16 protein-coding genes are annotated in these 20,905 nt (G+C 43.6%); 9 read left to right on the top strand and 7 right to left on the bottom strand.

Going from position 1 to position 20,905, the window contains the following annotated elements:
* Nucleotides 1-294 precede the first annotated feature (294 nt).
* The 5 genes from FN815_RS09680 to FN815_RS09660 form a co-directional block, all read right to left on the bottom strand.
* Nucleotides 295-675, bottom strand: coding sequence for an endonuclease domain-containing protein (locus FN815_RS09680; RefSeq protein WP_142454425.1), 381 nt, complete (start codon nt 673-675; stop codon nt 295-297).
* 327 nt (nt 676-1,002) lie between these two features.
* Nucleotides 1,003-3,681 carry a valine--tRNA ligase gene (locus tag FN815_RS09675; protein WP_142454424.1) on the bottom strand — a complete coding sequence of 893 codons (2,679 nt, stop codon included), beginning with the start codon at nt 3,679-3,681 and terminating at the stop codon, nt 1,003-1,005.
* Between the two features lie 50 nt (nt 3,682-3,731).
* Entirely contained in the window at nt 3,732-4,106 is a 375-nt protein-coding gene (locus FN815_RS09670; RefSeq protein ID WP_142454423.1) for a GxxExxY protein, read from the bottom strand.
* Nucleotides 4,107-4,194: 88 nt separating this feature from the next.
* The gene (gene rsmB, locus FN815_RS09665; RefSeq protein ID WP_142454422.1) at nt 4,195-5,514 is read right to left on the bottom strand and encodes a 16S rRNA (cytosine(967)-C(5))-methyltransferase RsmB; all 1,320 of its coding nucleotides are present in this window, start codon (nt 5,512-5,514) and stop codon (nt 4,195-4,197) included.
* A gap of 317 nt (nt 5,515-5,831) precedes the next feature.
* Nucleotides 5,832-6,575 (bottom strand): hypothetical protein, encoded by a 744-nt coding sequence (locus FN815_RS09660; protein WP_185957244.1) that lies wholly within the window; start codon nt 6,573-6,575, stop codon nt 5,832-5,834.
* Nucleotides 6,576-6,814: 239 nt separating this feature from the next.
* Here FN815_RS09660 and atpD point away from each other — a divergent pair, with 239 nt between their 5' ends.
* From atpD to FN815_RS09635, 5 genes are all read left to right on the top strand, one after another.
* A complete protein-coding gene (atpD, locus tag FN815_RS09655) occupies nt 6,815-8,317 on the top strand; it encodes a F0F1 ATP synthase subunit beta (protein ID WP_142454420.1) in 1,503 nt (500 codons plus the stop codon).
* 34 nt (nt 8,318-8,351) lie between these two features.
* Nucleotides 8,352-8,615, top strand: coding sequence for an ATP synthase F1 subunit epsilon (gene atpC, locus FN815_RS09650; protein ID WP_142454419.1), 264 nt, complete (start codon nt 8,352-8,354; stop codon nt 8,613-8,615).
* Nucleotides 8,616-8,753: 138 nt separating this feature from the next.
* The gene (locus FN815_RS09645) at nt 8,754-10,043 is read left to right on the top strand and encodes a competence/damage-inducible protein A (protein ID WP_142454418.1); all 1,290 of its coding nucleotides are present in this window, start codon (nt 8,754-8,756) and stop codon (nt 10,041-10,043) included.
* A 35-nt stretch (nt 10,044-10,078) separates the two neighbouring features.
* Nucleotides 10,079-11,998: a putative porin gene (locus FN815_RS09640; RefSeq protein ID WP_142454417.1), complete on the top strand. Its 1,920-nt coding sequence runs from the start codon at nt 10,079-10,081 to the stop codon at nt 11,996-11,998.
* Nucleotide 11,999: 1 nt separating this feature from the next.
* Nucleotides 12,000-12,884 (top strand): cell division protein FtsX, encoded by an 885-nt coding sequence (locus FN815_RS09635; RefSeq protein WP_142454416.1) that lies wholly within the window; start codon nt 12,000-12,002, stop codon nt 12,882-12,884.
* Between the two features lie 44 nt (nt 12,885-12,928).
* On the opposite strand, the gene FN815_RS09630 is transcribed toward FN815_RS09635, so the two are convergent.
* A complete protein-coding gene (locus tag FN815_RS09630) occupies nt 12,929-14,587 on the bottom strand; it encodes a PAS domain-containing hybrid sensor histidine kinase/response regulator (protein WP_142454415.1) in 1,659 nt (552 codons plus the stop codon).
* A 730-nt stretch (nt 14,588-15,317) separates the two neighbouring features.
* Between FN815_RS09630 and FN815_RS09625 the strand changes: the two genes are divergently transcribed.
* Nucleotides 15,318-16,136, top strand: a complete 819-nt coding sequence (locus FN815_RS09625) for an ATP-binding protein (protein ID WP_142454414.1) — start codon at nt 15,318-15,320, stop codon at nt 16,134-16,136.
* 3 nt (nt 16,137-16,139) lie between these two features.
* Here FN815_RS09625 and FN815_RS09620 read toward each other — a convergent pair whose 3' ends face one another.
* The gene (locus tag FN815_RS09620) at nt 16,140-16,562 is read right to left on the bottom strand and encodes a hypothetical protein (RefSeq protein ID WP_142454413.1); all 423 of its coding nucleotides are present in this window, start codon (nt 16,560-16,562) and stop codon (nt 16,140-16,142) included.
* 798 nt (nt 16,563-17,360) lie between these two features.
* Here FN815_RS09620 and FN815_RS09615 point away from each other — a divergent pair.
* The 3 genes from FN815_RS09615 to FN815_RS09605 are packed head-to-tail and all read left to right on the top strand — an operon-like array spanning nt 17,361 to nt 20,873.
* A complete protein-coding gene (locus FN815_RS09615) occupies nt 17,361-17,813 on the top strand; it encodes a response regulator (protein ID WP_142454412.1) in 453 nt (150 codons plus the stop codon).
* A gap of 12 nt (nt 17,814-17,825) precedes the next feature.
* Entirely contained in the window at nt 17,826-18,326 is a 501-nt protein-coding gene (locus tag FN815_RS09610) for a chemotaxis protein CheX (RefSeq protein WP_142454411.1), read from the top strand.
* A 33-nt stretch (nt 18,327-18,359) separates the two neighbouring features.
* Nucleotides 18,360-20,873 (top strand): chemotaxis protein CheA, encoded by a 2,514-nt coding sequence (locus tag FN815_RS09605; RefSeq protein ID WP_142454410.1) that lies wholly within the window; start codon nt 18,360-18,362, stop codon nt 20,871-20,873.
* Nucleotides 20,874-20,905 lie beyond the last annotated feature (32 nt).

The following is a 20,905-nucleotide window of genomic DNA, read 5'->3' as shown; positions in this document are numbered from 1 at the left end:
ATAACGTTGGTTGAAGGAGTAGGGGATGCTTGCTAACATATTATTTTCGCGTCCACCATCGTACATCCTTCTGGTTGTGTGCCAAGGCACTCAACCGGTCTCCCTTCAAAGGGAGAATTATTGCATAGTACAATACAGATAGTGTTAGACTCAAGTGTTAAAACTTACATCTTATCATATTTTGATAGTCCAAATGTCAAAACTAATACTGAATCTACCAAAGAAAAAATCCCTCTTTGAAGAGGGACCGGAAAATCAACTTGTTGATTTCGCAGGGGGATGTGCGATGGTGATTCAGGACTTCCCTTTTTCCAACCGCCTCACAAAACCTTCCAGGTATGTCAATACATTATGCATATTTTGTTTGACATCCACATCACCAACCCTTGCAAAAGTAACACCAAGCGCTTCAATTCTCGTCTGCCGAACTTGGTCTTCCGAAAACTTTTCCGGTGTGTTGTGACTAATACCGTCTATCTCAATAGCCATCATAAGTTCGTGGCAATAAAAGTCAACAATGTAATCCAAAATAGGCACTTGCCGATGAAATTCTACGCCAAGGGCCTTGTCTTTAATCTGTTCCCAAAGTAATACTTCACTGAGGGTGCTATTCTTCCGTAACTGCCGGGCTAAACGCTTTAGCTTTCGGTTGTATGGAAGAATTTTGTTTGGCATAATTTAATACGTAACTCCATATTAAGGCAGATAATTAGTGTATAGTGTATGTAAATATGATGTCGCAAATAATTCATTTTCTTAAATTCGACATCTTACATCCTTCTGATTGAAAGCTGAAGCTCTCAATCGGTCTCCCTTCACAGGGAGAATTATTGGATAATACATCTAAAATAATATCAAGCTCAGATATTAGTAATCATATCTAACCTCTTTTAAGGAGAAATTCCCTCTTCGAAGAGGGACCGGAAAATCAGCTCGCTGATTTTGCAGGGGGATGTGAGATGGCGACTTAGGTTTCACCCCAACTCACTATTCAACCAAAAATCACCCTTCAAAATCCTTCAACTGCTCCTGCAGCTTGGCGATTTTCTCCTCGGTATCCGACTGCTTTTTCTTCTCGCGCTCCACCACTGCCTCGGGTGCATTATTCACAAAGCCGTCATTAGATAGCTTGCCGTTGATACCTTTCAGGAATCCTTCCAAACGGGAAATCTCTTTTTGAATTTTCTCCCGCTCTTTCTCAAAATCTACCAGTCCTTCCAGTGGCACATACAACTCATTGCCATCCACAATGGCCGAAGAATATACTTCTGGCTTCTGTACATCAGGACCAACCTGGAGCGACTTGATACTTTCCAGTTTCTCAATCACAATGCGGTTGGCCAGGATAGCGTCCGCCGTATCTTGGTTGTTGGTTTGAATGAATACGTCCAGTTCCTCTTTGGGGGAGACATTCACTTCTGCCCGGATATTACGGAGGGAAGAAACCATGCTCTGCAGGGTATCAAACAACTTGAGATCATCTTCGTCCAGCTTGGCGTCATCCACTTTTGGCCATTCGGAAACCAGCAGGGCCTCGTCTGTGGAGCGCTCCTGAATGTGTTGCCAGATTTCTTCACTAATAAATGGCATGAACGGGTGGAGCAGTTTCATCAATTGCTCAAAAAATCCAAGCGCGGTATTTAGTTTTTCTTTGGGAATGTTTTGCCCATACTCAGCCGGCTTGGCCAACTCAATGTACCAGTCGCAGAAATCATCCCAAATCAGGGAGTACACTTTCTTAAGCGCGTCATTCAGCTTGTAGTTGTCAAAGTCTTCATTGACACCGGCAATGGTTTCCTGGATTCGGGCAGCCATCCAGCGATCCGAAATATCGTCTTCGTTGATGGTCAGGGTCGGTTCATAATCCACGCCCTCTTCCATGTTCATAGTAAGGAAGCGGAAAGCATTCCAGACTTTATTACTGAAATTTCGTCCTTGTTCGCAAAGTTTTTCATCAAAGGGGAGATCGTTACCAGCAGGAGTGGCAAACAGCATCCCCATGCGAATGCCATCGGCACCGTACTTACCAATGAGCTCAATCGGATCAGGGGAATTTCCCAAACTCTTGCTCATCTTGCGGCCTTTCTTGTCGCGCACAATGCCGGTGTAATACACATTATCAAACGGCTTTTCGCCCATAAACTCGTAACCGGAAATAATCATGCGGGCGACCCAGAAAAACATGATTTCGGGAGCCGTTACCAAGTCTTTGGTTGGATAGTAATAATCCAGCTCGCTGTTGGGATCGCGCTCGTCGTATTCGCCGATGTATTTCGGGTCAAATACCGAAATGGGCCACAGCCAGGAAGAGAACCAGGTGTCCAGCACGTCTTCATCCTGCTTTAAATTCTCAAATTTTAAATTTTTAATCTTGAATTTCTCTTCGGCTTCGGCTTCGTTTTTGGCTACCACAAAGTCGCCATCTTCGTTATACCAAGCGGGAATTCTATGCCCCCACCAAAGTTGACGCGAGATACACCAGTCGCGCACATTTTCCATCCAGTGGCGATAGGTGTTTTTAAATTTGGCGGGATGAAATTCCACGGTGTCATCCATCACATTTTCGAGGGCAGGCTGGGCCAGCTCTTTCATAGAAACCCACCATTGAAGCGAAAGCCGCGGCTCAATAACGGCATCGGTTCGCTCGGAAAATCCGACCTTATTCTTATAGTCTTCTACTTCGATCAGCAGACCAGCTTCTTCCAGGTCTTTGGCAATCAGCTTGCGCACTTCAAAGCGGTCTTTGCCAATGTACAGCTCACCTTCCTCGCTCACCGTACCATCTTCATTCAGCATGTTGATGGTTTCCAGATCGTGTTTTTGCCCGATATTGTAGTCATTTTCGTCGTGGGCCGGGGTGATTTTCAGGCAGCCGGTTCCAAATTCCATGTCTACATACTCATCCTGGATGATGGGCACTTCCCGGTTTACCAGCGGTACTATTACTTTTTTGCCTTTGAGATGGGTGTAACGCTCGTCTTCCGGATTCACACACACGGCCGTATCGCCCAAAATAGTTTCGGGGCGCGTGGTGGCGATGGTTACATAATCATCTTCGCCTACAATCTTGTACTTCACGTGATACAGCTTGGAATTCACTTCTTTGTGAATCACCTCTTCATCGCTGAGGGCGGTTTTGGCCACCGGATCCCAGTTGATCATCCGGGCACCGCGGTAGATTTTACCTTTTTCGTACAAGTCAATAAAAACGTCAATGACGCTTTCGGAATACTCGGGGTCCATCGTGAAAGCTGTACGGTCCCAGTCGCAGCTGGCACCTAATTTCTTTAGCTGCTCCAGGATGATCCCGCCGTGCTCATGGGTCCATTCCCAGGCATGTTCCATAAATTCATCCCGGCTCAAATCTCCTTTTTTGATGCCTTTTTCGCGCAGACGCTTCACCACTTTGGCTTCCGTAGCAATTGAAGCATGATCGGTGCCGGGTACCCAGCAGGCATTGTAGCCCTGCATACGTGCTCTTCGTACCAATACATCCTGAATGGTGTTGTTGAGCATGTGTCCCATGTGCAGCACACCGGTTACATTAGGTGGAGGGATAACAACGGTGAAGGACTCACGATCATCGGGCTCAGAATGGAAATAGTTGTTTTCCATCCAGTGGGCGTACCACTTGTCTTCAACTTGAGAGGCGTCGTATTGTGCGGGAATTTCTTTACTCATCAACAGTTCTAACCACAGAGCACCCGGAGGTACACTGAGATTATGTATTTTTAGTTAATAATTCGTTTAATGCCCTTTTTCATTAGGGAAACATTAAAATTTAATAGCAAACCCAGGGGGAAATTTCCGAGCTTTAAGTAGCTTAAAACTTGTGCGAAGTGAACTTTATTAAGCTTTTTAACAGATTTTAATTCAAGAACCAATTTCTTTTCAACTAGAATGTCTATTCGATATCCACATTCTAATTCAACTTCTTCAAACTTGATAGGAATTGGTTTTTCTTTTTCCACAAATAAGCCCTCTTTATTTAATAAATAGAACAAACACTCCTGATAAGCTGACTCTAACAGACCTGGACCTAACTCACGGTGAACCCGAATAGCAGATCCAATAACCTTATCTGTAAGAATATTTAGAGATGCCATGGAATTAATTCAATTCATCTAAACAAATTAAAATGGTGCAAATAAAAAAACTCAGCGATACTCAGAGTCCTCTGCGGTTAATAAAAAATTACTTAACTCGTTTTAGCAGAACACCAAAGTGTCCGTCGCATCCGTGCGTGTGAGGATAAGTCTGGTATGAGAGCTTATCTTCAGCCAGTACTTCTTCGGGGAGATAATCTTCAAGGATTTCCAACTCAAAATTGTCGTACTTATCGAGGAATTTGGTGATTTGCTCCATATTCTCTTCAGGCTCCAGCGAGCAGGTGCTGTAAACCAAACGTCCGCCACGTTTAACCATGTTTGCAGCTTCTTCAAGCAGTTCTTCCTGAAGTTCCACGGCATTTTGAAGGCCTTCTTCATCACGTTGCCAGCGCAGGTCGGCGCGTTTACTCAATACACCGGTGCCGGTACAAGGGGCATCCAGTAATACGGCGTCGGCTAAACCAATACTTACTTCACGAACGTCGCCACCACGGATTTTAATATTTTCAGCCTGATAGTTCAGGGCACTTTCCGCCAGTTTCTGGAGTCGTTCCGGAGAGATGTCCACCGAAGTGATTTCACCTTCTGCCTGCATTAGGTCGGCCATCATAATTGATTTAGTGCCAGGGGCAGCGCAAAGATCAAAAACTTTTTCACCGGGTTGAGGATCAAGAATAGTAGGGGCAAAACCCGCGGCAATATCCTGTACCAGGCAAATGCCCTTCTCTAATAATCCTTTGGAAATGAAGGGCTGAACTGAATCAATTTTATAATAATAGGGCAGCCAGTCGCTGGGCTGAAAGGGAATATCCATTTTCTCCATGCGCAGCTCAAAGTTCTTGGGCTTGGTACGCAAAGTATTAACCCGTACATAATAATGAGGGCGGGAGTTGTTTGCCTGCATCAGCTTAAAAGCTTCTCGCTCACCAAAACGTTTGCGCCATCGGGCAACCATCCATTCGGGATGAGAAAAAGTGGTAGCTACAAGTTTATTACGATCTTTAAAAGCAGGCTTAGGCAGGTTGTCGCGGTCGCGCTGTAAGTTGCGCATAATGGCATTTACAAGGTCGCCGGTTTTGGAGCCGAGTTTTCTCTTTGCTACCTCAACGGCTTCGTTGATGGCGGCATAGTCAGGGGTGCTGTCCATAAACAGTAAATCGTACACCGCAAGGCGGAGAATATTTTTAAGGCCAGGCTTCATTTCTTCTACGGCCACACTGGAAAACTCCCCAATCAAAAAGTCAAGATAGCTGCGTTTGCGTAAAATGTTCTGTACGTATTCCCGAACCTGTGCACGTTCACGGGTTTCGAGTTCATCAGCGAGCGAGTAATCCAGTTTCTTCTTTTCATCAAAGTTAATCAGGATGTCAATGCTTACCGAGCGTTCAGATAATTCGTTTTCCAATGGAGTAAGGATTTTAAATTGTGGTTGCCTGCTACAAAAAAAGGTGATTGTCGTCACCTTTGCTACATGGATGATGCAATAAAAACAAGCCACGTTTTTAGGCGCGGCTCAAGAGCTTGTAAAGATAAAATTTTAAGGTGGGAGTTGCTAATGTATATAAGAGGTTTTGCAGTATTTTGTGATTGATATCAGGGGAACTCCAATTCTGGTAAGGCTACAACTCAGGTTTTAGTGATTTGATCTCCGTTTCATAAACAGATAAAGCTATTCCTTAAAAACAAAGGGGCGGGAATTAAACGGATGTTTTAGCAGAATACTTAATCTACCTCAACGAGCTCTTGCCGGTATTTAAAGGAGAATTCCTTATTGGCAAGAGGTAAAATGAGGATGACTTCATCTGCCTTAATGTTTCTGGGGAAGAATACTTGACCGGTGATGTACTGATTAGGAAACAAGGTTGTTTTTCGAAGCGTCTGGGATTTCCAGAAGTCCCTTTGCTGGCGGGCATTCATGTTTTCCAGCTCAATTTTAGTTCTTTCAAGATTACGTTCATGTGTGCTGTATTCAATAGACTGGTATAATTCATCTTTTTCCTCCTCCGTACTTTTACCCACTTCAGAAGCTACCACGGCGGTAAGCTCAGCGGTTGCCATCAAAGCAGATGAAATAGATTGATTAATCTCCTCTGCCTTCAGGCGGGATAAGTCTTTATCGATCTCAAGCAGGCGACTCTCTGGATCTTCAGCATAAACCAGTAAAAGCGAGTCTTGAAAGTTTCGAACGGGTCGATAATAAAAGGAGGCAGGGTCAACCAATAACTCTGTATCCGTTTCATTGTAAACAGCCACATCAAAAATATACAGCTCACCAGCCTCGCGGCTATAAGCTATTTCAGCAGTGATACCTTTGGTGGTGTAGGTGAGGAATTCTTGTCCCTGATGCCAGAATTTTGATTCTTCGGAATCACCTTCCAATAATGAAATGGGTTGAGGAGATGCGCATCCCGCGGCGACAAAAAGTGCGAGTAGGGTAATAGTCAGAAAAGAAGTATGGCTCGTCATTTTTCTTTTCAAAATAGAATAGACGAGATTTCATAAGAATCACATTTAAATGTTAATTCGACACCTTTAAGTAAATTACAGCTATGCCAGATCAGAACGAATAAAGCTAATACCCGTTGGTTAGATATTTTTCATTGCCTCTCTTTAAGTATCTCCCTATCTTAACCGACCTTTGCCATAGCGCATATTTAGATCTAAAAATTTTTAAAAGAAAAGTTAATCAAATCGCGATTTAGCACATGAATAAAGGAACTATCGCACAGGTGATCGGGCCTGTAGTGGACGTTGATTTTACAGACAGCAAACCCCCCGCCGTTCTTAACGCTCTTGAAATTAAGATGGACGACGGCTCAACCCTTACCCTTGAGGTTGCCCAACACCTTGGCGAAGACCGCGTGCGTACGATCGCAATGGATTCGACCGACGGATTAGTTCGCGGCATGGAAGTGGTTGATACCGGTAAAGCTATTTCAATGCCTGTGGGTGAAGATATCCGCGGCCGATTGTTTAACGTAGTAGGTGAGTCTATTGATGGTATCGATGCTCCCGAAGGTAAAGATTCTTATCCTATTCACCGTAAAGCCCCTGCTTTTGATCAGCTGGCTACCTCAACCGAGATGCTGGAAACCGGTATCAAGGTAGTTGACTTGCTTTGCCCATATGCCAAAGGTGGTAAAATTGGATTATTCGGTGGTGCCGGTGTAGGTAAAACCGTATTGATCCAGGAGCTTATTAATAACATCGCCAAGCAGCACGGTGGACTTTCCGTATTTGCCGGTGTTGGTGAACGAACCCGTGAAGGAAACGACTTGCTCCGTGAGTTCCTCGAGTCTGGTATTATCAACTACGGCGACGAGTTCATTGAGTCTATGGAAAAAGGCGAGTGGGACCTATCCAAAGTAGACAAAACGAAATTAAAAGAATCTCAGGCTACGCTGGTATTTGGCCAGATGAATGAGCCTCCTGGAGCCCGTGCTCGTGTAGCACTTTCAGGTCTTACTGTAGCTGAGTACTTCCGTGATGAAGTTTCCCGTGATATCCTCCTTTTTATTGATAACATTTTCCGATTTACCCAGGCCGGTTCCGAGGTATCAGCCCTGTTGGGACGTATGCCTTCAGCTGTAGGGTACCAGCCTACACTGGCTACCGAAATGGGTGACTTGCAGGAGCGTATTACTTCTACCAAAGACGGATCTATTACATCTGTACAGGCTGTATATGTACCTGCCGATGACTTGACTGACCCTGCTCCGGCTACCACCTTTACTCACTTGGATGCCACTACCGTACTTTCTCGTGCATTGACACAGATCGGTATTTATCCTGCGGTGGATCCATTGGATTCCTCCTCAACTATTCTGGAGCCTAAGGTAGTAGGACAAGAGCATTATGATGTAGCCAACCGTGTTACCCGTTTGCTGCAGAACTATAAAGACCTTCAGGACATTATTGCTATCCTGGGTATGGATGAGCTTTCTGACGAAGACAAGCAGGTGGTACACCGTGCACGTCGTGTTCAGCGTTTCCTATCACAAAACTTCCACGTGGCCGAGCAGTTTACCGGTCAGCCTGGTGTATATGTGAAAGTGGACGAAACCGTAAAAGGCTTCAAGATGATTCTGGACGGCGAGCTTGATCACCTTCCTGAAAATGCTTTCTACATGGTAGGAAATATTGATGAAGCCATAGAAAAAGGTAAAAAACTGCTGGCTGAAGCTGAAGAACAAGAAGAAGCTGCATAGTCACCCTTAGCGATAAAAAACGAATAGATTTATCATGAGCAAATTCAACGCACAGATTCTGACCCCTGAAGGTTCCCTGTATGAAGGGGAAGTAAGCGGGGTGAAGCTGCCAGGAACCTTGGGAAGTTTTGAAGTGAAAGCCAATCACGCTCCTATTGTATCAACCCTTGAGAAAGGAGAAGTACTGGTGCGTAAAGCTACCGGTGGAGATACCACGTTTACAATCTCCGGCGGATTTGTGGAAGTGAATAACAACAAACTTACCTTGCTGGCAGAATCAGTTGAAGAAAACGGATGATTGAGTCTGTTAAGCCATAAAGTAATTTTGAAAAAGCCGGTGTTATCTTCACCGGCTTTTTTTATAGCCCTATTTTTGAACTGCTTACCCGATAATATTTCTGTGGATATTGGGTGATCATATATAGAATTTACGTCTATGAAAGCACACATTATTTCTATTGGCAATGAGCTGCTAATTGGTGATACCATCAATACCAATGCGGCATGGCTCGGCGAATTCTTAACCGGTATGGGTTTTGATGTAAAACTGGTTCAGACGATTTCTGATGAGGCAGACCTTATCAAGGAATCCATCACACAGTCTATGGAAAAAGCGGATTTGGTCATCTCCACCGGAGGCTTGGGACCTACCCATGATGATATTACCAAAAAAGCGGTGGCAGAACTATTTGATGTAGGCTTTTTGCGGGATGAGCAAACGCTAGAATACATTCGCTCTATCTTCAAAAAAAGAAATATCCCGTTTTCTAAATCTAATTATGCCCAGGCGGAAGTCCCCAAAAATGCCGAAGTGCTTTTTAACAAAGCGGGTACGGCACCGGGCATGTTGTTTAAAGAAAATGGTAGTGTGTTGGTAGTTTTGCCCGGCGTGCCCCACGAAATGAAGTACCTGATGAAAAAAAGGGCTGCTCCCAAACTGAGAGAAATTTTTGGAGACCTTCAGTTCGTCTACTTCCATTATATTAAAACGGCGGGTATTGGAGAAAGCACGTTAAGTGATGAGGTGTTGGGAGATTTATCCGAGTATTTCACCAATGGAGTAAGTTTGGCTTTTCTTCCATCGGGCGGAGGTGTAAACCTGAGGTTAACGGCCACCGGTAAAACCAAAGAGGAAGCCAAAGGCAATCTCAACGATCTTTCAGAACTGATTTATACCAAAGCCAAAAAATATATCTATGGTGAAGGAAAAGATTATTCGATTAGTGAAGCGGTGGGGGACTTGCTGTATGAACAAGGTAAATATATTTCAGTTGCTGAAAGTTGTACCGGAGGACTGGTAGCCAATACCTTTACGGATGTGCCTGGCAGCAGTCGCTACTTTCAGGGGGGCATCATCGCCTATGATAATGCAGTAAAACATCAACAACTGGGAGTTGCTGAAGATGATCTGCTGCAGTTTGGAGCCGTAAGTAAACCCGTAGCCTTGCAGATGGCAAAAGGAGTCGCCGAGCGTTTGGGCACTTCTATAGGTATTTCAACCACAGGCATTGCCGGTCCGGATGGCGGAACCGATGAAAAACCAGTTGGTACCGTCTGGATGGGATTTTATCAACAAGATGGAGCCCACTTTGCCGTTAAAACGGTGTTCACTAAAGACCGCCTGATGAATAAACAGCGTACGATGATGGTTTTGATGGAAATCACCCGCCGTGTTTTAAAAGGAATTCCCGAGATGCCTTATGACCTGGAGAAGCAATATCCTTGAGCTATCGATGGATACTACATATCATTTTTTTGGGTATGGCTTTGCCGCTTTACGCCCAACAGCAGGATAGCACTGAAACAATACCTGCAGCAGAGATAGATTCACTGCAGGCGGTTCGTACTGATAGTTCCTTTCAAGAATCACCTCCTGAACCCAAAGCATTTGATGTGGCTATTTGGGAAGAGCCGGTGCCTGTAGGCGCAAACCCGGTAACTAATGACAGCCTGATGAGATGGCAAATTTGGCCCGGCTGGGGCGACTACCAGGCTTACCGTCGGGATGTAATTTCATTCAGACAGGGCACAAGCGGAAGGGTAGATGCCTATCATATAAATGGATATGAGCCGCACGAGCAGGAGTTGAAAATGGAAGGCTTGTTACTCAACAATCCCGTTACGGGGCTGCCAAATTACAACCTGGTGCCGCATCGTAAAATAGGGCGTGTTTCTGAAAATTTCGGCGGAGGCTATCGCTCATCTATAAATATCAGGGATTATTACATTGTAAAACCGATCAGCTTTTTAAATTATGATGAGGCCGGCGGCAATTACCGAAATCTTGAATTTTTAGTAGCCCGAAATTTTACCGAGCGCACCAATGTGGAGCTTTCGTATTGGGACCGAAGGGGTGGCGGCTATTACCCCAATAGTGAAGTCGAAGGCAGCCAGATTATGGGAAGGATCTATCATCACCTCAGTCCAAATTATCTCATTCGGGGAATGTACCTGCGCAATCAACTTCAAAGGGATGAACCTTTTGGGTACAACATAGGAAACCCCGAAACCTTTGCTTTTGATGAATTTCGTTCTGTTCCGGTAAGCTCAAATGGCAACGCTGATTTTTTACGCTGGGATCTGGTAGGAGGGATTTATCACCGCGCAGACACTTCGTCAATGGAAGATGCCGGTTTGGAAATATCCATATCAAAGAATAATAAGGAACAGACGGGCATGGGCGATACCCTGGCATGGGACGTATGGTCTTTGAATACCGGCCTTTTTAAGACTTATCGTTTTAACAGGTTTGAAATTAGGGGAGAAGCTGACTTCTGGAGTCACTCTTCGTCCGGTGAAAATGTATTAACAAATAGGAACTGGACCATACTGGAAGCTGATGTCTCTGGACGTTATTATTTGGGTAATCAGGTAGAACTTTTTGGGATGAATAGATGGCAGCGAAGAAGCGATGATTTTTCCGGATATGAACTTTCCGGCGGCTTAAAAGGAGCTCCCGGACCTCTTCGTTTTACCATGGCATTGTCGTCTTTTAGCAGGATGCCGTCCATGCAGTCTCTATACTGGAATTCGTATGATTTTTCCGGCAATGAAGCACTGGATAACGAGACGGGATTTTCGGCAGCAGGCAAAGTACAGTTAAAAGTATTTCCATCACTGGATATCGGTGTCTCAGGTCGTTACAAATCAGCCGAAAATGCAGTTTTTATCACCCCGGATAGCAGTTATACCAATAGCGAAGCCTTTGAGAGTGTTTCAGGAACCGCCTTTGCAGCCTTTGAAAACCACCGGTTTGAAATAGAAAGCTCGGCAACCGTTCAGCAATTTGCATATAGCGATGAAAGCTCTCCGGTAGCTATGCTCAATAACCGAGATCAGATACTGTGGTTGAGAAACTCGGCTTTTGTAAAAGGATATGTTTTTGACCGGGCGGCCTATCTGAAGTTGGGCGCAAAAACCTTATTATCTCCATTCTATTATGCCGCCCGAACTTATAATGCCGGGGCCAATTTTTGGCAGGGCAACAGCACTTACAATGATCTGCCACCGTTTTTCAGGCTGGATGCTGAATTATCGGCCAGAGTCAGAGCTATTATGGTGGTAATTCGGTGGGAAAATGCGCTTGACGGTATTGGTCAGGCGGGCTACTTTGAGGCGGCCGGTTACCCCATGCCGCCAAGGCGTTTAATGGTTGGAATTAGAGCACAATTCAGAAATTAATATGAGTATAAAATATATAGTACGAGAAGGATTTGCAGGTATTAAAAGGGCTAAACTGGCAGCCACTACCTCTATATTTTCATTATTCATAGCCGTACTTTTGCTTGGGGTACTCACCCGTATTGGTTTTAATGTATACAGTCAGGCCATGTCTATCAAAGACCTGATTGAAGTGGAAGTATTTTTGTTTGATGTTGACCAACGAACTACCGATCAGCTGCGCGAGAGGTTGGAAGGCGAAGAACTGGTTCAAGACGTAAGTTACATTTCAAAAGACAGTGCTTCTGCAGTGATGCGCAAAGAGTTTGGGGCCGGGGCTGAAGATTTGGTAGAACTTAATTTTTTACCGGCTTCGTTTCGCCTTTCCGTTGATACAGAGGCAGGGGTGGATCAAATTGAGACGTTGGTATCCCGTATTCAAAATTATCGGGGCGTGGATGAAGTAGAATACAATGCGGCTTTACTGCGTATGATGGAATCCAATCTGAATACTTTTTCGTTGATTGGGGGTAGTATAGCGGTGCTTATCCTGCTGGCAGCACTAATATTAGTGTACAATACCATCCGGCTCACCATTTACGCCAAGAGAGATTTAATCCGGGCTATGAAACTGGTTGGGGCAACCAACAAGTTTATAAGAAGTCCTTTTATAGTAGAGGGCATTTTACAGGGTTTATTGGCTGGGGTGATGGCCATCATTACCGTATTCCTGTTTTTTGAGTTCATCATTCCATTCTACCTGGTAGATCTTGGAGTGATAGACTGGCCCTTTGGGCGCTGGTACTTCTTATGCGGGGCTATGCTGCTGCTTTCCATACTGATGGGCTGGTGGGGTAGCCGCTGGGCAGCTCGTCGCTTTATCAAGGAAACCTATATTTCGGGCTGATCTGCTGAATTGAAATAATTTAACTATCACGATTACGATAACAATTACCCTTCGTAATTGGCTTTATGCAGAATACCAGTGATTTTAGAAAGTAAGGTTTTATAACTCAGCACGTTTTTTTGAATGATGGCATCCACGATGGTTTCCATCTCTTCTTCCTCACTTTGGCTAAGGTTTTTACCGGAGTAGATAATGATGGGCAAGCTTTTGAACTTTTCTTCACCTCTGAGCTTCCTCGCTACTTCTTTACCGTCGGTATCAGGCAAATACATGTCGAGGATAATACAGTTTACAGGCTGCTCATTAAGCATTTCATAAGCTTCTTTTGCTGATTGTGCTGTTAAACAGTTCTCAACTTTAAACTCCAGGTATTCCTTCAGGGCCAGGTTATGATTCATATTATCATCCACTAACAACACGGTGCCCTTAATTTTGCCGGCACCATTTTGTTTAGCCTTGATTTCCTGAAGGGAAGGTTCCTGAGTAGGTGAGGGGGCGGTAGATAGCTTGATTTTGCCTTCCCGGGCATATTGTATAATAGCCGGGCTTGAATCAACAGGAACATATAGTGTAAAGGTACTGCCTTCCCGTTCCTGACTTTTCACCACAATCTTGCCGCCCAGTATTTTAACGATTTCGCTTGATATGGCAAGCCCCAAGCCGGTTCCTCCAAATTCACGGGTGGTTTCCTCATCATCGGCTTGGGAATAGCTTTCAAAAATTCGATCCAGTTTATCCTGGGGAATACCAATACCGGTATCCTGCACTTCGAAAGCTACCATGGGATAGGGTATTTCAGGAAACACCGAAGCAATTTCATCTTTGGAAGGGCGATACGATGTCAATTGAACAAACCCTTCTTTGGTAAATTTGAGGGCATTGGAGATCAAATTCTTAAGCACCTGCTCCATCCGCAGATGGTCGGTTTTAAAGGGTAACTCTTCTTTCAGTTGATCCTGGTATAAAAAACGGATGCCTTTTTCCCGGGCTACCGGCTGAAATAGTCGTTCTAATTCCTTACAAAAGTCATTAATATCCACATACTCCAGGTTGATACTCATCTTCCCGGATTCAATTTTTGACATATCCAGCACTTCATTTAACAGTGCCAGCAGACTGTTTGTTGAATTATGGATAGACTCAGCGTAATTCAGCTGATCTTCGGAAAGGTTGAGGTTTTTATTTTCAGACAAGATTTTACTTAACAGCAGCACCGTATTCAGCGTGGTGCGCATTTCATGACTGAGATTGGCAAAGAAATTGGACTTAAATTTGTTACTTAAGCGAAGCTCCCTGGTAATTTTTTTCTGCTGCTCTAAAATAGCTGATTGCCTTTTTTGATGACTCAAATCAAAACACTCTGCTGATATAAGCTTTCGGCCAGCTTCCTCGATATATTCCATATGTATCCGTACCGGATAACAGCTGCCATCCTTTCGGGGAGTATCTTTTTGGAAAGTGATTTGTTGTTCACGGCCTTGCCAAAAATCATTTAGCATGTTATCAACCATAGTTTGATGATGCTTGGCTATGGTGTCTTCAAAAGAGAGGGAGAGAAACTCTTCATGAGAATAACCCATATTGCTTAGGAGCGCCGCATTGGCAAATTCAAACCGGAATGTATCCGCATCCATCAAAAAGAATTCATTTGTACTGCGATCTAATATGGCATGTAACAAATCATTTTCATTAGATGTGTTCATATAATAATATCCTTTTTCACATTCTATCCAATGCCGGACTCTTATTGCTTTTTATTGATGATATGAGTGTGGCTTTTGAAAAGTGGAGAAATGAATTCCCTCGCAGGAATCCCATGGCTGGTATCAAAGTTATTTTCAATTGTAGTAGATGAAATTGCTTTTAGACTATAGATAGTTCCAATTTGTGTGCATGACTTTCTCATATTCATCATCAATAAAGTAAAAGTTGTATGTATGATACCCAGAAATTAGCTGAAATGGGGTAAACTATATATACCATGTTTTTTATTTCACCTGAAAATAATTCGATCAATCTGATAATTTACTGCAAGTTTAGGATCAACAGCTCTGAAATTAGCTGGTATAATTAATGAAGAATTGTGAGCAAAACAAAGCTGCCAGTTAAAAACCATTTTGCGCACAGAATCTAAAGTAGGTACATGAATTTTTTGTGTGAATGAAAGGTATAGCAAGTATTAGAAAATATTAATCTATTGAATTAAAAGCAGTTAGGTGTATGGTTCTTATGGATAGTTTTATTAGAATTTGGAACATTAAAATTTTTTAATGGTTGGGAATTTCTTATTATAGTTGTGCAAAAACTCAATTACGGTATAATTGAAGCATTACTTAAGAACTATGTTGGCTTACATAAATCTTTCTTTGGCTTACTTCAAAATTGCCGTTTGATTGAAATAAACGAAGGAAGGCAACAAGTACTATCAGGTATATGGGACGATCAGAAATGGAAGCAAAAGTATTACCATTGAATTCGGGTTTTTATTTCCAGGAACAACCTCCTGTTAAAGAAGATCAGAATGAGTACAATGGGCTAAAGCAAAAATTTGCCCACTATAGAATTATCAAACAGCTACAAAAAAGCATTGTTCGGCAAAATATGCACAATGCAATGTCTCCCCTAAGTGCCATCTCTGGCTACTTAGAACTGATTGATTTATCCCTCAACGATAATGCCGATATACATCAGATTGATTACTACCGGAAGAAAATTGAAAGTGGGGTAAAGGAAGTAAACAGCATCATTGAACAGCTGCAGCAGGTTTACAGTGAAGAATCTGACTTGTTGGAAGAGGGGGAAGAACTTCTGGTTGTTGACTTGAACTGGATGGTACGTGATGTTTGCAATGAGATGCACCTGGAAAATTCCGAATTAGAGATGGAAATCGGAAACGGCGCATTGCACATTACAACTGATTTATATGTGACCAAGCTTATCCTTTTTAAAATGATTAGTTATGCCACTAAATGTTCTTCCAGTAAAGATATTGTACGCCTGCGAACGTTGTCGCGGGATGAGATGGCTACTTTTGCCGTATACTTTAATGTATCTGAGTGCAAAAGTGAAGAAATTGACAAGATTGTGCAGTATGATCCCAAGCAAAATCCAAGTGATCTGATAAAAGACAATTCTATGAACGAGGGATTATTTGCCAGCACCCGCTTAGTAAAGCAAGTAGGCGGACATATTGCATTTAAAAGAGTTGATAATGACCGGGGTAAGCTGGAATTATCTTTGCCTCTCTGCTAAGTTTTATACTTTGAAGTCTAACCACTCGCCTTTGGGGGCGTAATATTCAGCCATGTATTGGTTGTAATGGTTTCTTCTGCGAGCCTCTCTTCCGTGTCCGTTTTGATACTGTGTTAATGCTACTCTCTCTGAAGCAGGCGTTTTATGCGTTAGAGCTTCCTCTTTCCGCCGTTCCTTATCCTGGCTAAGTTTTTCTAAAATTTCTAAATAAGAAGCTCTCTTTTGATGCCCGTTATTAGAAGAACTGTTATTTTGATAAGCTTGCTGACCTGAGTTTTCTGCATCTTCTGAATGAAAAGGCAAGCTATGCACTTCTTGCCCGGAGCTGGTCTCCCTGTACATGACACGAGCCTCAAACAATTGAGACTGGCCGTTCTGCTGAATGGCAGATTGAAATAAAGCAGTATAAGTTTTATTAACACCCATAAATCAAAATCAAATTGTATAACCCTAACTGTTACTGATTAAATAATACGTAGCACGCATAAAGAATGCAGTTAGAATCGGTTAACTTTGAACGATAGGGAGGTATTGGGAGCTTCGGTTAAACTAATCTGATTTATTGGTCCCAGCCGAAGGTTAAAAACCCTGCACTTTTAGTGCAGCACTTTAGTATTCCGAAAAAATCTAAATGGCTAAGATCATGGGGTCATTCAGAAGCTACCGCTGAAGAACCTTAGCCAAGAAATGATTGCCAACCAACCAGTGGCAATAGCGCATGAGCCACTGGAAATATAGTTCAGGAAATTGGTTGAAGATGCTCCGCAAAATGCAAGGTCCATCGGGGGTACCCTCTGGATGACCGAGATGGTGGAGCGACCGGGACTTTCAGTCCCCAACCAAACCCCTGCACTTTCAGTGCAGGGTGGTTTAGTATAATCACTTGTAATCTAACGTCAGTTCGAAATAAAATCTCAACTTTCAGGGTAATTGCTCCGGCCTGAAGGCCGGAGCAACTTATTTCTTATCTCGAATTGACGTTAATCTATTATTAGCCAATAAGTTCTTCGCTGCAGAGAAGTAACCGGAAGTAGACAGAGAGAAAAATATAGGATTAGAACAACAAAAAACTTGGCCAATCTTCTTAAGGAATTTTGATCCCAACCGATAACAGCCGTAATCCAATAGCATTCGCAGACATTTCTGCGGGTTGGTACATAAATCAATTTTAAAACAGAACCAGGATATCAGGTTACAATTAGCCAAGTAAACCAGGAGTGAAATATGAGTAAAATTAAGGCACTTGTTGTAGATGATTCAAAGATCATGAGAAGTCAGGTGAAACGAGCACTTGACCAATTAATGATTGCTGAATTTGAATATGAGGAGGCAATGGACGGCGAGGATGCCCTCGAGAAATTTAATGATGACATAGACATACTGTTTGTGGATTGGAATATGCCGAAAATGACCGGTGTAGAATTTTCCAGAGCCATACGTGATAAGGGATATGACAAAATTCCCATAATCATGGTTACCGCAGAGAAGTCAATGGGTAAGGTGGATAAAGCGCTGAATGAAGGTGGCGCCAACGAATACATCACCAAGCCATTTACGGCAGATAAGATGAGCAAAGCCATCAGCCGTTACTTTGATGACAATGGACAAATCGCAACTGGTGGTGAGGAAGAGGGCGACGAAAAGAAAAGCTTCTTCAGCAGCATCCTTAAATCTTAATAATCGGGTAAAATGATCACAGAAGAATTAAAGAAAGCGGACCATATACCCGCAAAAGTTACAGAAGTAGTTAGAGAATCGGTAATTAATACATTTGCCTCTATTTGTGGTGAAGCTCCTGAATTCGTAGATGATCCTGAAGTGGGATCAAGACCTTTAAACGGTATAATCGGAAATATTGCGGTTTTTAACCCAGAGCTTACTTTTTCATTAATGATGGCATTGCCAAAAGATACGGCACTAAAAATATCTGATGCCTTTTTAGGTATGGAGCTTCCTTTCGACAGCGATGATATGGGCGACCTGATTGGGGAAATTGCCAATATTCTGGCTGGCGAAGTAGCTGCTAATATTGAGAAAGTAGGATTTAGAGGCCAATCGTCTTTACCTACAGCTACACGGGGCAGTGACTTAACCTTGTTTATGCCCAACAAACCACCAACAGAAAAAATGCTTTTCAATAGTCCTTGTGGGCAATTCATGCTCAACATGGCTATGAGTGAATCAAAATAAAACAAAGTCAGGAATCCAGGAAAAAGGAGTATTATGAGCGATAACAAAGAACATTTGACGGAAGAGCTGGGTGCTATTATCCGGCTTATGGCCGATATCTGGCCTGCCGATCGTGAAAACCTGCCAGAAGCAGGTGCCCGATTTGAACAGGTAATAGACAACTTCGACCAGAATTTTGGTCAGATGCAAAAGCTGATCAACCTTTCCTGGGACGGCCTGAAGCACCTCTACGAAAAAGACGAATACTTTATGATGGTGAAAGCGGCAACAATGCAGGCCGTGAACACTATTCGTGAATATATTGTCCAGGACGGCGATATAAAGGTAGAGGAATTTGAAAAATCATACGGAGAACTGGAAAAGTCCCTTTTGGGAGGAGCCGAATCTGCGGATACCGTAATTGAGCTTGACGACGAAGAAATCAAGGCTCACCTGGAAAAGGCAGAAGCAGAGAAAAAAGCTTCCGGCAACCAGGATGGTGTTACGCTTGATGATCTGGCTTCCTTTATCATGACACTGAATGAAGATTCTGTGGAAGATGATGAGATCAAGCAACTGGCGGCTCTTATTGATCATCTTGCAGCAAAAGCTGACGGTGAAAGTGCCAAAGCCCTTAACGAGGCTAAAGAAGTTATTGTAAAAGTTGCTGAAGGCAACGGCGATGACGACTGGTTCACCCAGGTATCCGATAAAACCGAACAGGCTATCGAGGCGGAATCACAGGAGGAGTGGGAAGAATCTCAGGCTTCATCCGAAGAAAAACCCGCAAAAGCGGAGCCCGAAGTAGCGAAGGAAGAACCTGTTACTGAAGAAGCTGAAACTGAAGTATTTCACATCCCACAGGATATTGAGATATCTATGGTGGGCGAATTTGTGACGGAATGTTCTGATCTAATTCAGATGGCGGAAGGTGCTTTGCTGGACCTTGAAGAACGTCCTGATGACGAAGAGCTGATTAACACGGTATTCCGTGCTTTCCATACGATCAAAGGTACTTCGGCTTTTATGGGCTTGGATCCCATTTCCGAATTTACCCACTCGGTGGAAACATTCCTGAGTATGGTACGCGAAGGCAAACTGAGTTTTGACCGGGCTTGTGCCGATATTTCCCTGGAATCCATTGATATTATAAACCAGATGCTGGCCGTGGTGGAGCAGGCTCAAGGTGGAGATCCGCTACCGGAACCTCCTGCTTTTGCCCCAATGATGAAAGTGCTTCATGCAGTATCAGAAGAAAATGTACAACCCAAAGATGCTTTTAAACAAGAAGCTGAAAACATTGCAGATGCGATAGCTGACGCTGAGGAAGAAGCTGAACTTAAAGCCGCTTCAGATGCTCAGGAATCAGCAGAAAAAGTGAATGGTGAATCAACCGGTGGTGGAGATAAATCTTCAGGTGCTGAAACAGAGTCATCGGTACGGGTAAGCGTAAACCGATTGGATCGTCTGATTGACATGGTTGGCGAGCTGGTAATTGCCCACTCGGTAGTGGCGCAAGACAAGGCCATTCCCAAGGATTCTGAGTTACAGCGTAAAGTAAATCACGCTACAAAAATTATCCGTGAACTGCAGGACACCAGTTTGACCCTGCGCATGGTACCGTTGAAAGCCACTTTCCACAAGATGAACCGCCTGGTACGGGATATCTCCCGCAAAGCCGGTAAAAATGTGAAGTTGATCACCGTTGGTGAAGACACCGAGATTGACCGTAACATGGTGGACGTCATCAACGAGCCGCTGATCCACATGCTTCGTAACAGTTTGGATCACGGTATAGAAACACCCGAAGAGCGTAAGAAAACCGATAAAGATGAGGTAGCGGAAGTTGTGCTTTCAGCTTCTCAGGAAGGCGGTAAAGTAGTGATCAAGATTGTAGATGACGGCCGTGGTATCAACAAAGATGTGATCCTGAATAAAGCCATTGAAAAAGGCCTGATTGATCCTGACAAGAAACTGTCAGATAAAGAGATCTACAATCTCATCTTCCTGCCTGGTTTTTCATCGGCTGAGAAAGTTACCGACTTGTCGGGCCGTGGAGTAGGTATGGATGTAGTTCGCCGTTCCATTGAACAGCTGCAAGGTAAAGTGGATGTGAACTCTGAACTGGGTAAAGGAACCACGATAACCATTGAGCTTCCGTTTACCCTGGCTATCACCGACGGTATGGTGGTACGGGTTGGGCAGGATCGCTTTATCGTCCCAACCATCAATATTGACATGACCTTCCGTGCCGAAAACAATGATGTATTTACGGTGATGGGTAACTCAGAGCAGGTATCCTTCCGTGGCCATTCGGTACCGGTAATCAGGCTGCACCGTTTATTTGAAATTAAAGGTGCGGTCGAGAAGCTGACTGAAGGCACTTTGTTAGTCATCAAAAACAACAACAAGCGCTATGCACTGTTGGTTGACGAGGTGATTGGGCAGCAGCAACTGGTAGGTAAATCAATAAATATCATGGCGAAGATGGATCATATTTCCGGAGGCGCCATTATGGGAGATGGTCGCGTAGGGTTGATTCTTGATACTGCCGCCCTGATGGAATAAAGAGCTATAATTCAAAGGAAAAAGGAGTAAGA

Origin of the sequence: Gracilimonas mengyeensis (genome assembly GCF_900182705.1) — a bacterium.
GTDB classification, from domain to species: Bacteria; Bacteroidota; Rhodothermia; order Balneolales; family Balneolaceae; genus Gracilimonas; species Gracilimonas mengyeensis.
The sequence above is the reverse complement of the archived record's forward strand: the minus strand, read 5'-3'. Positions and strand labels throughout refer to the sequence as shown.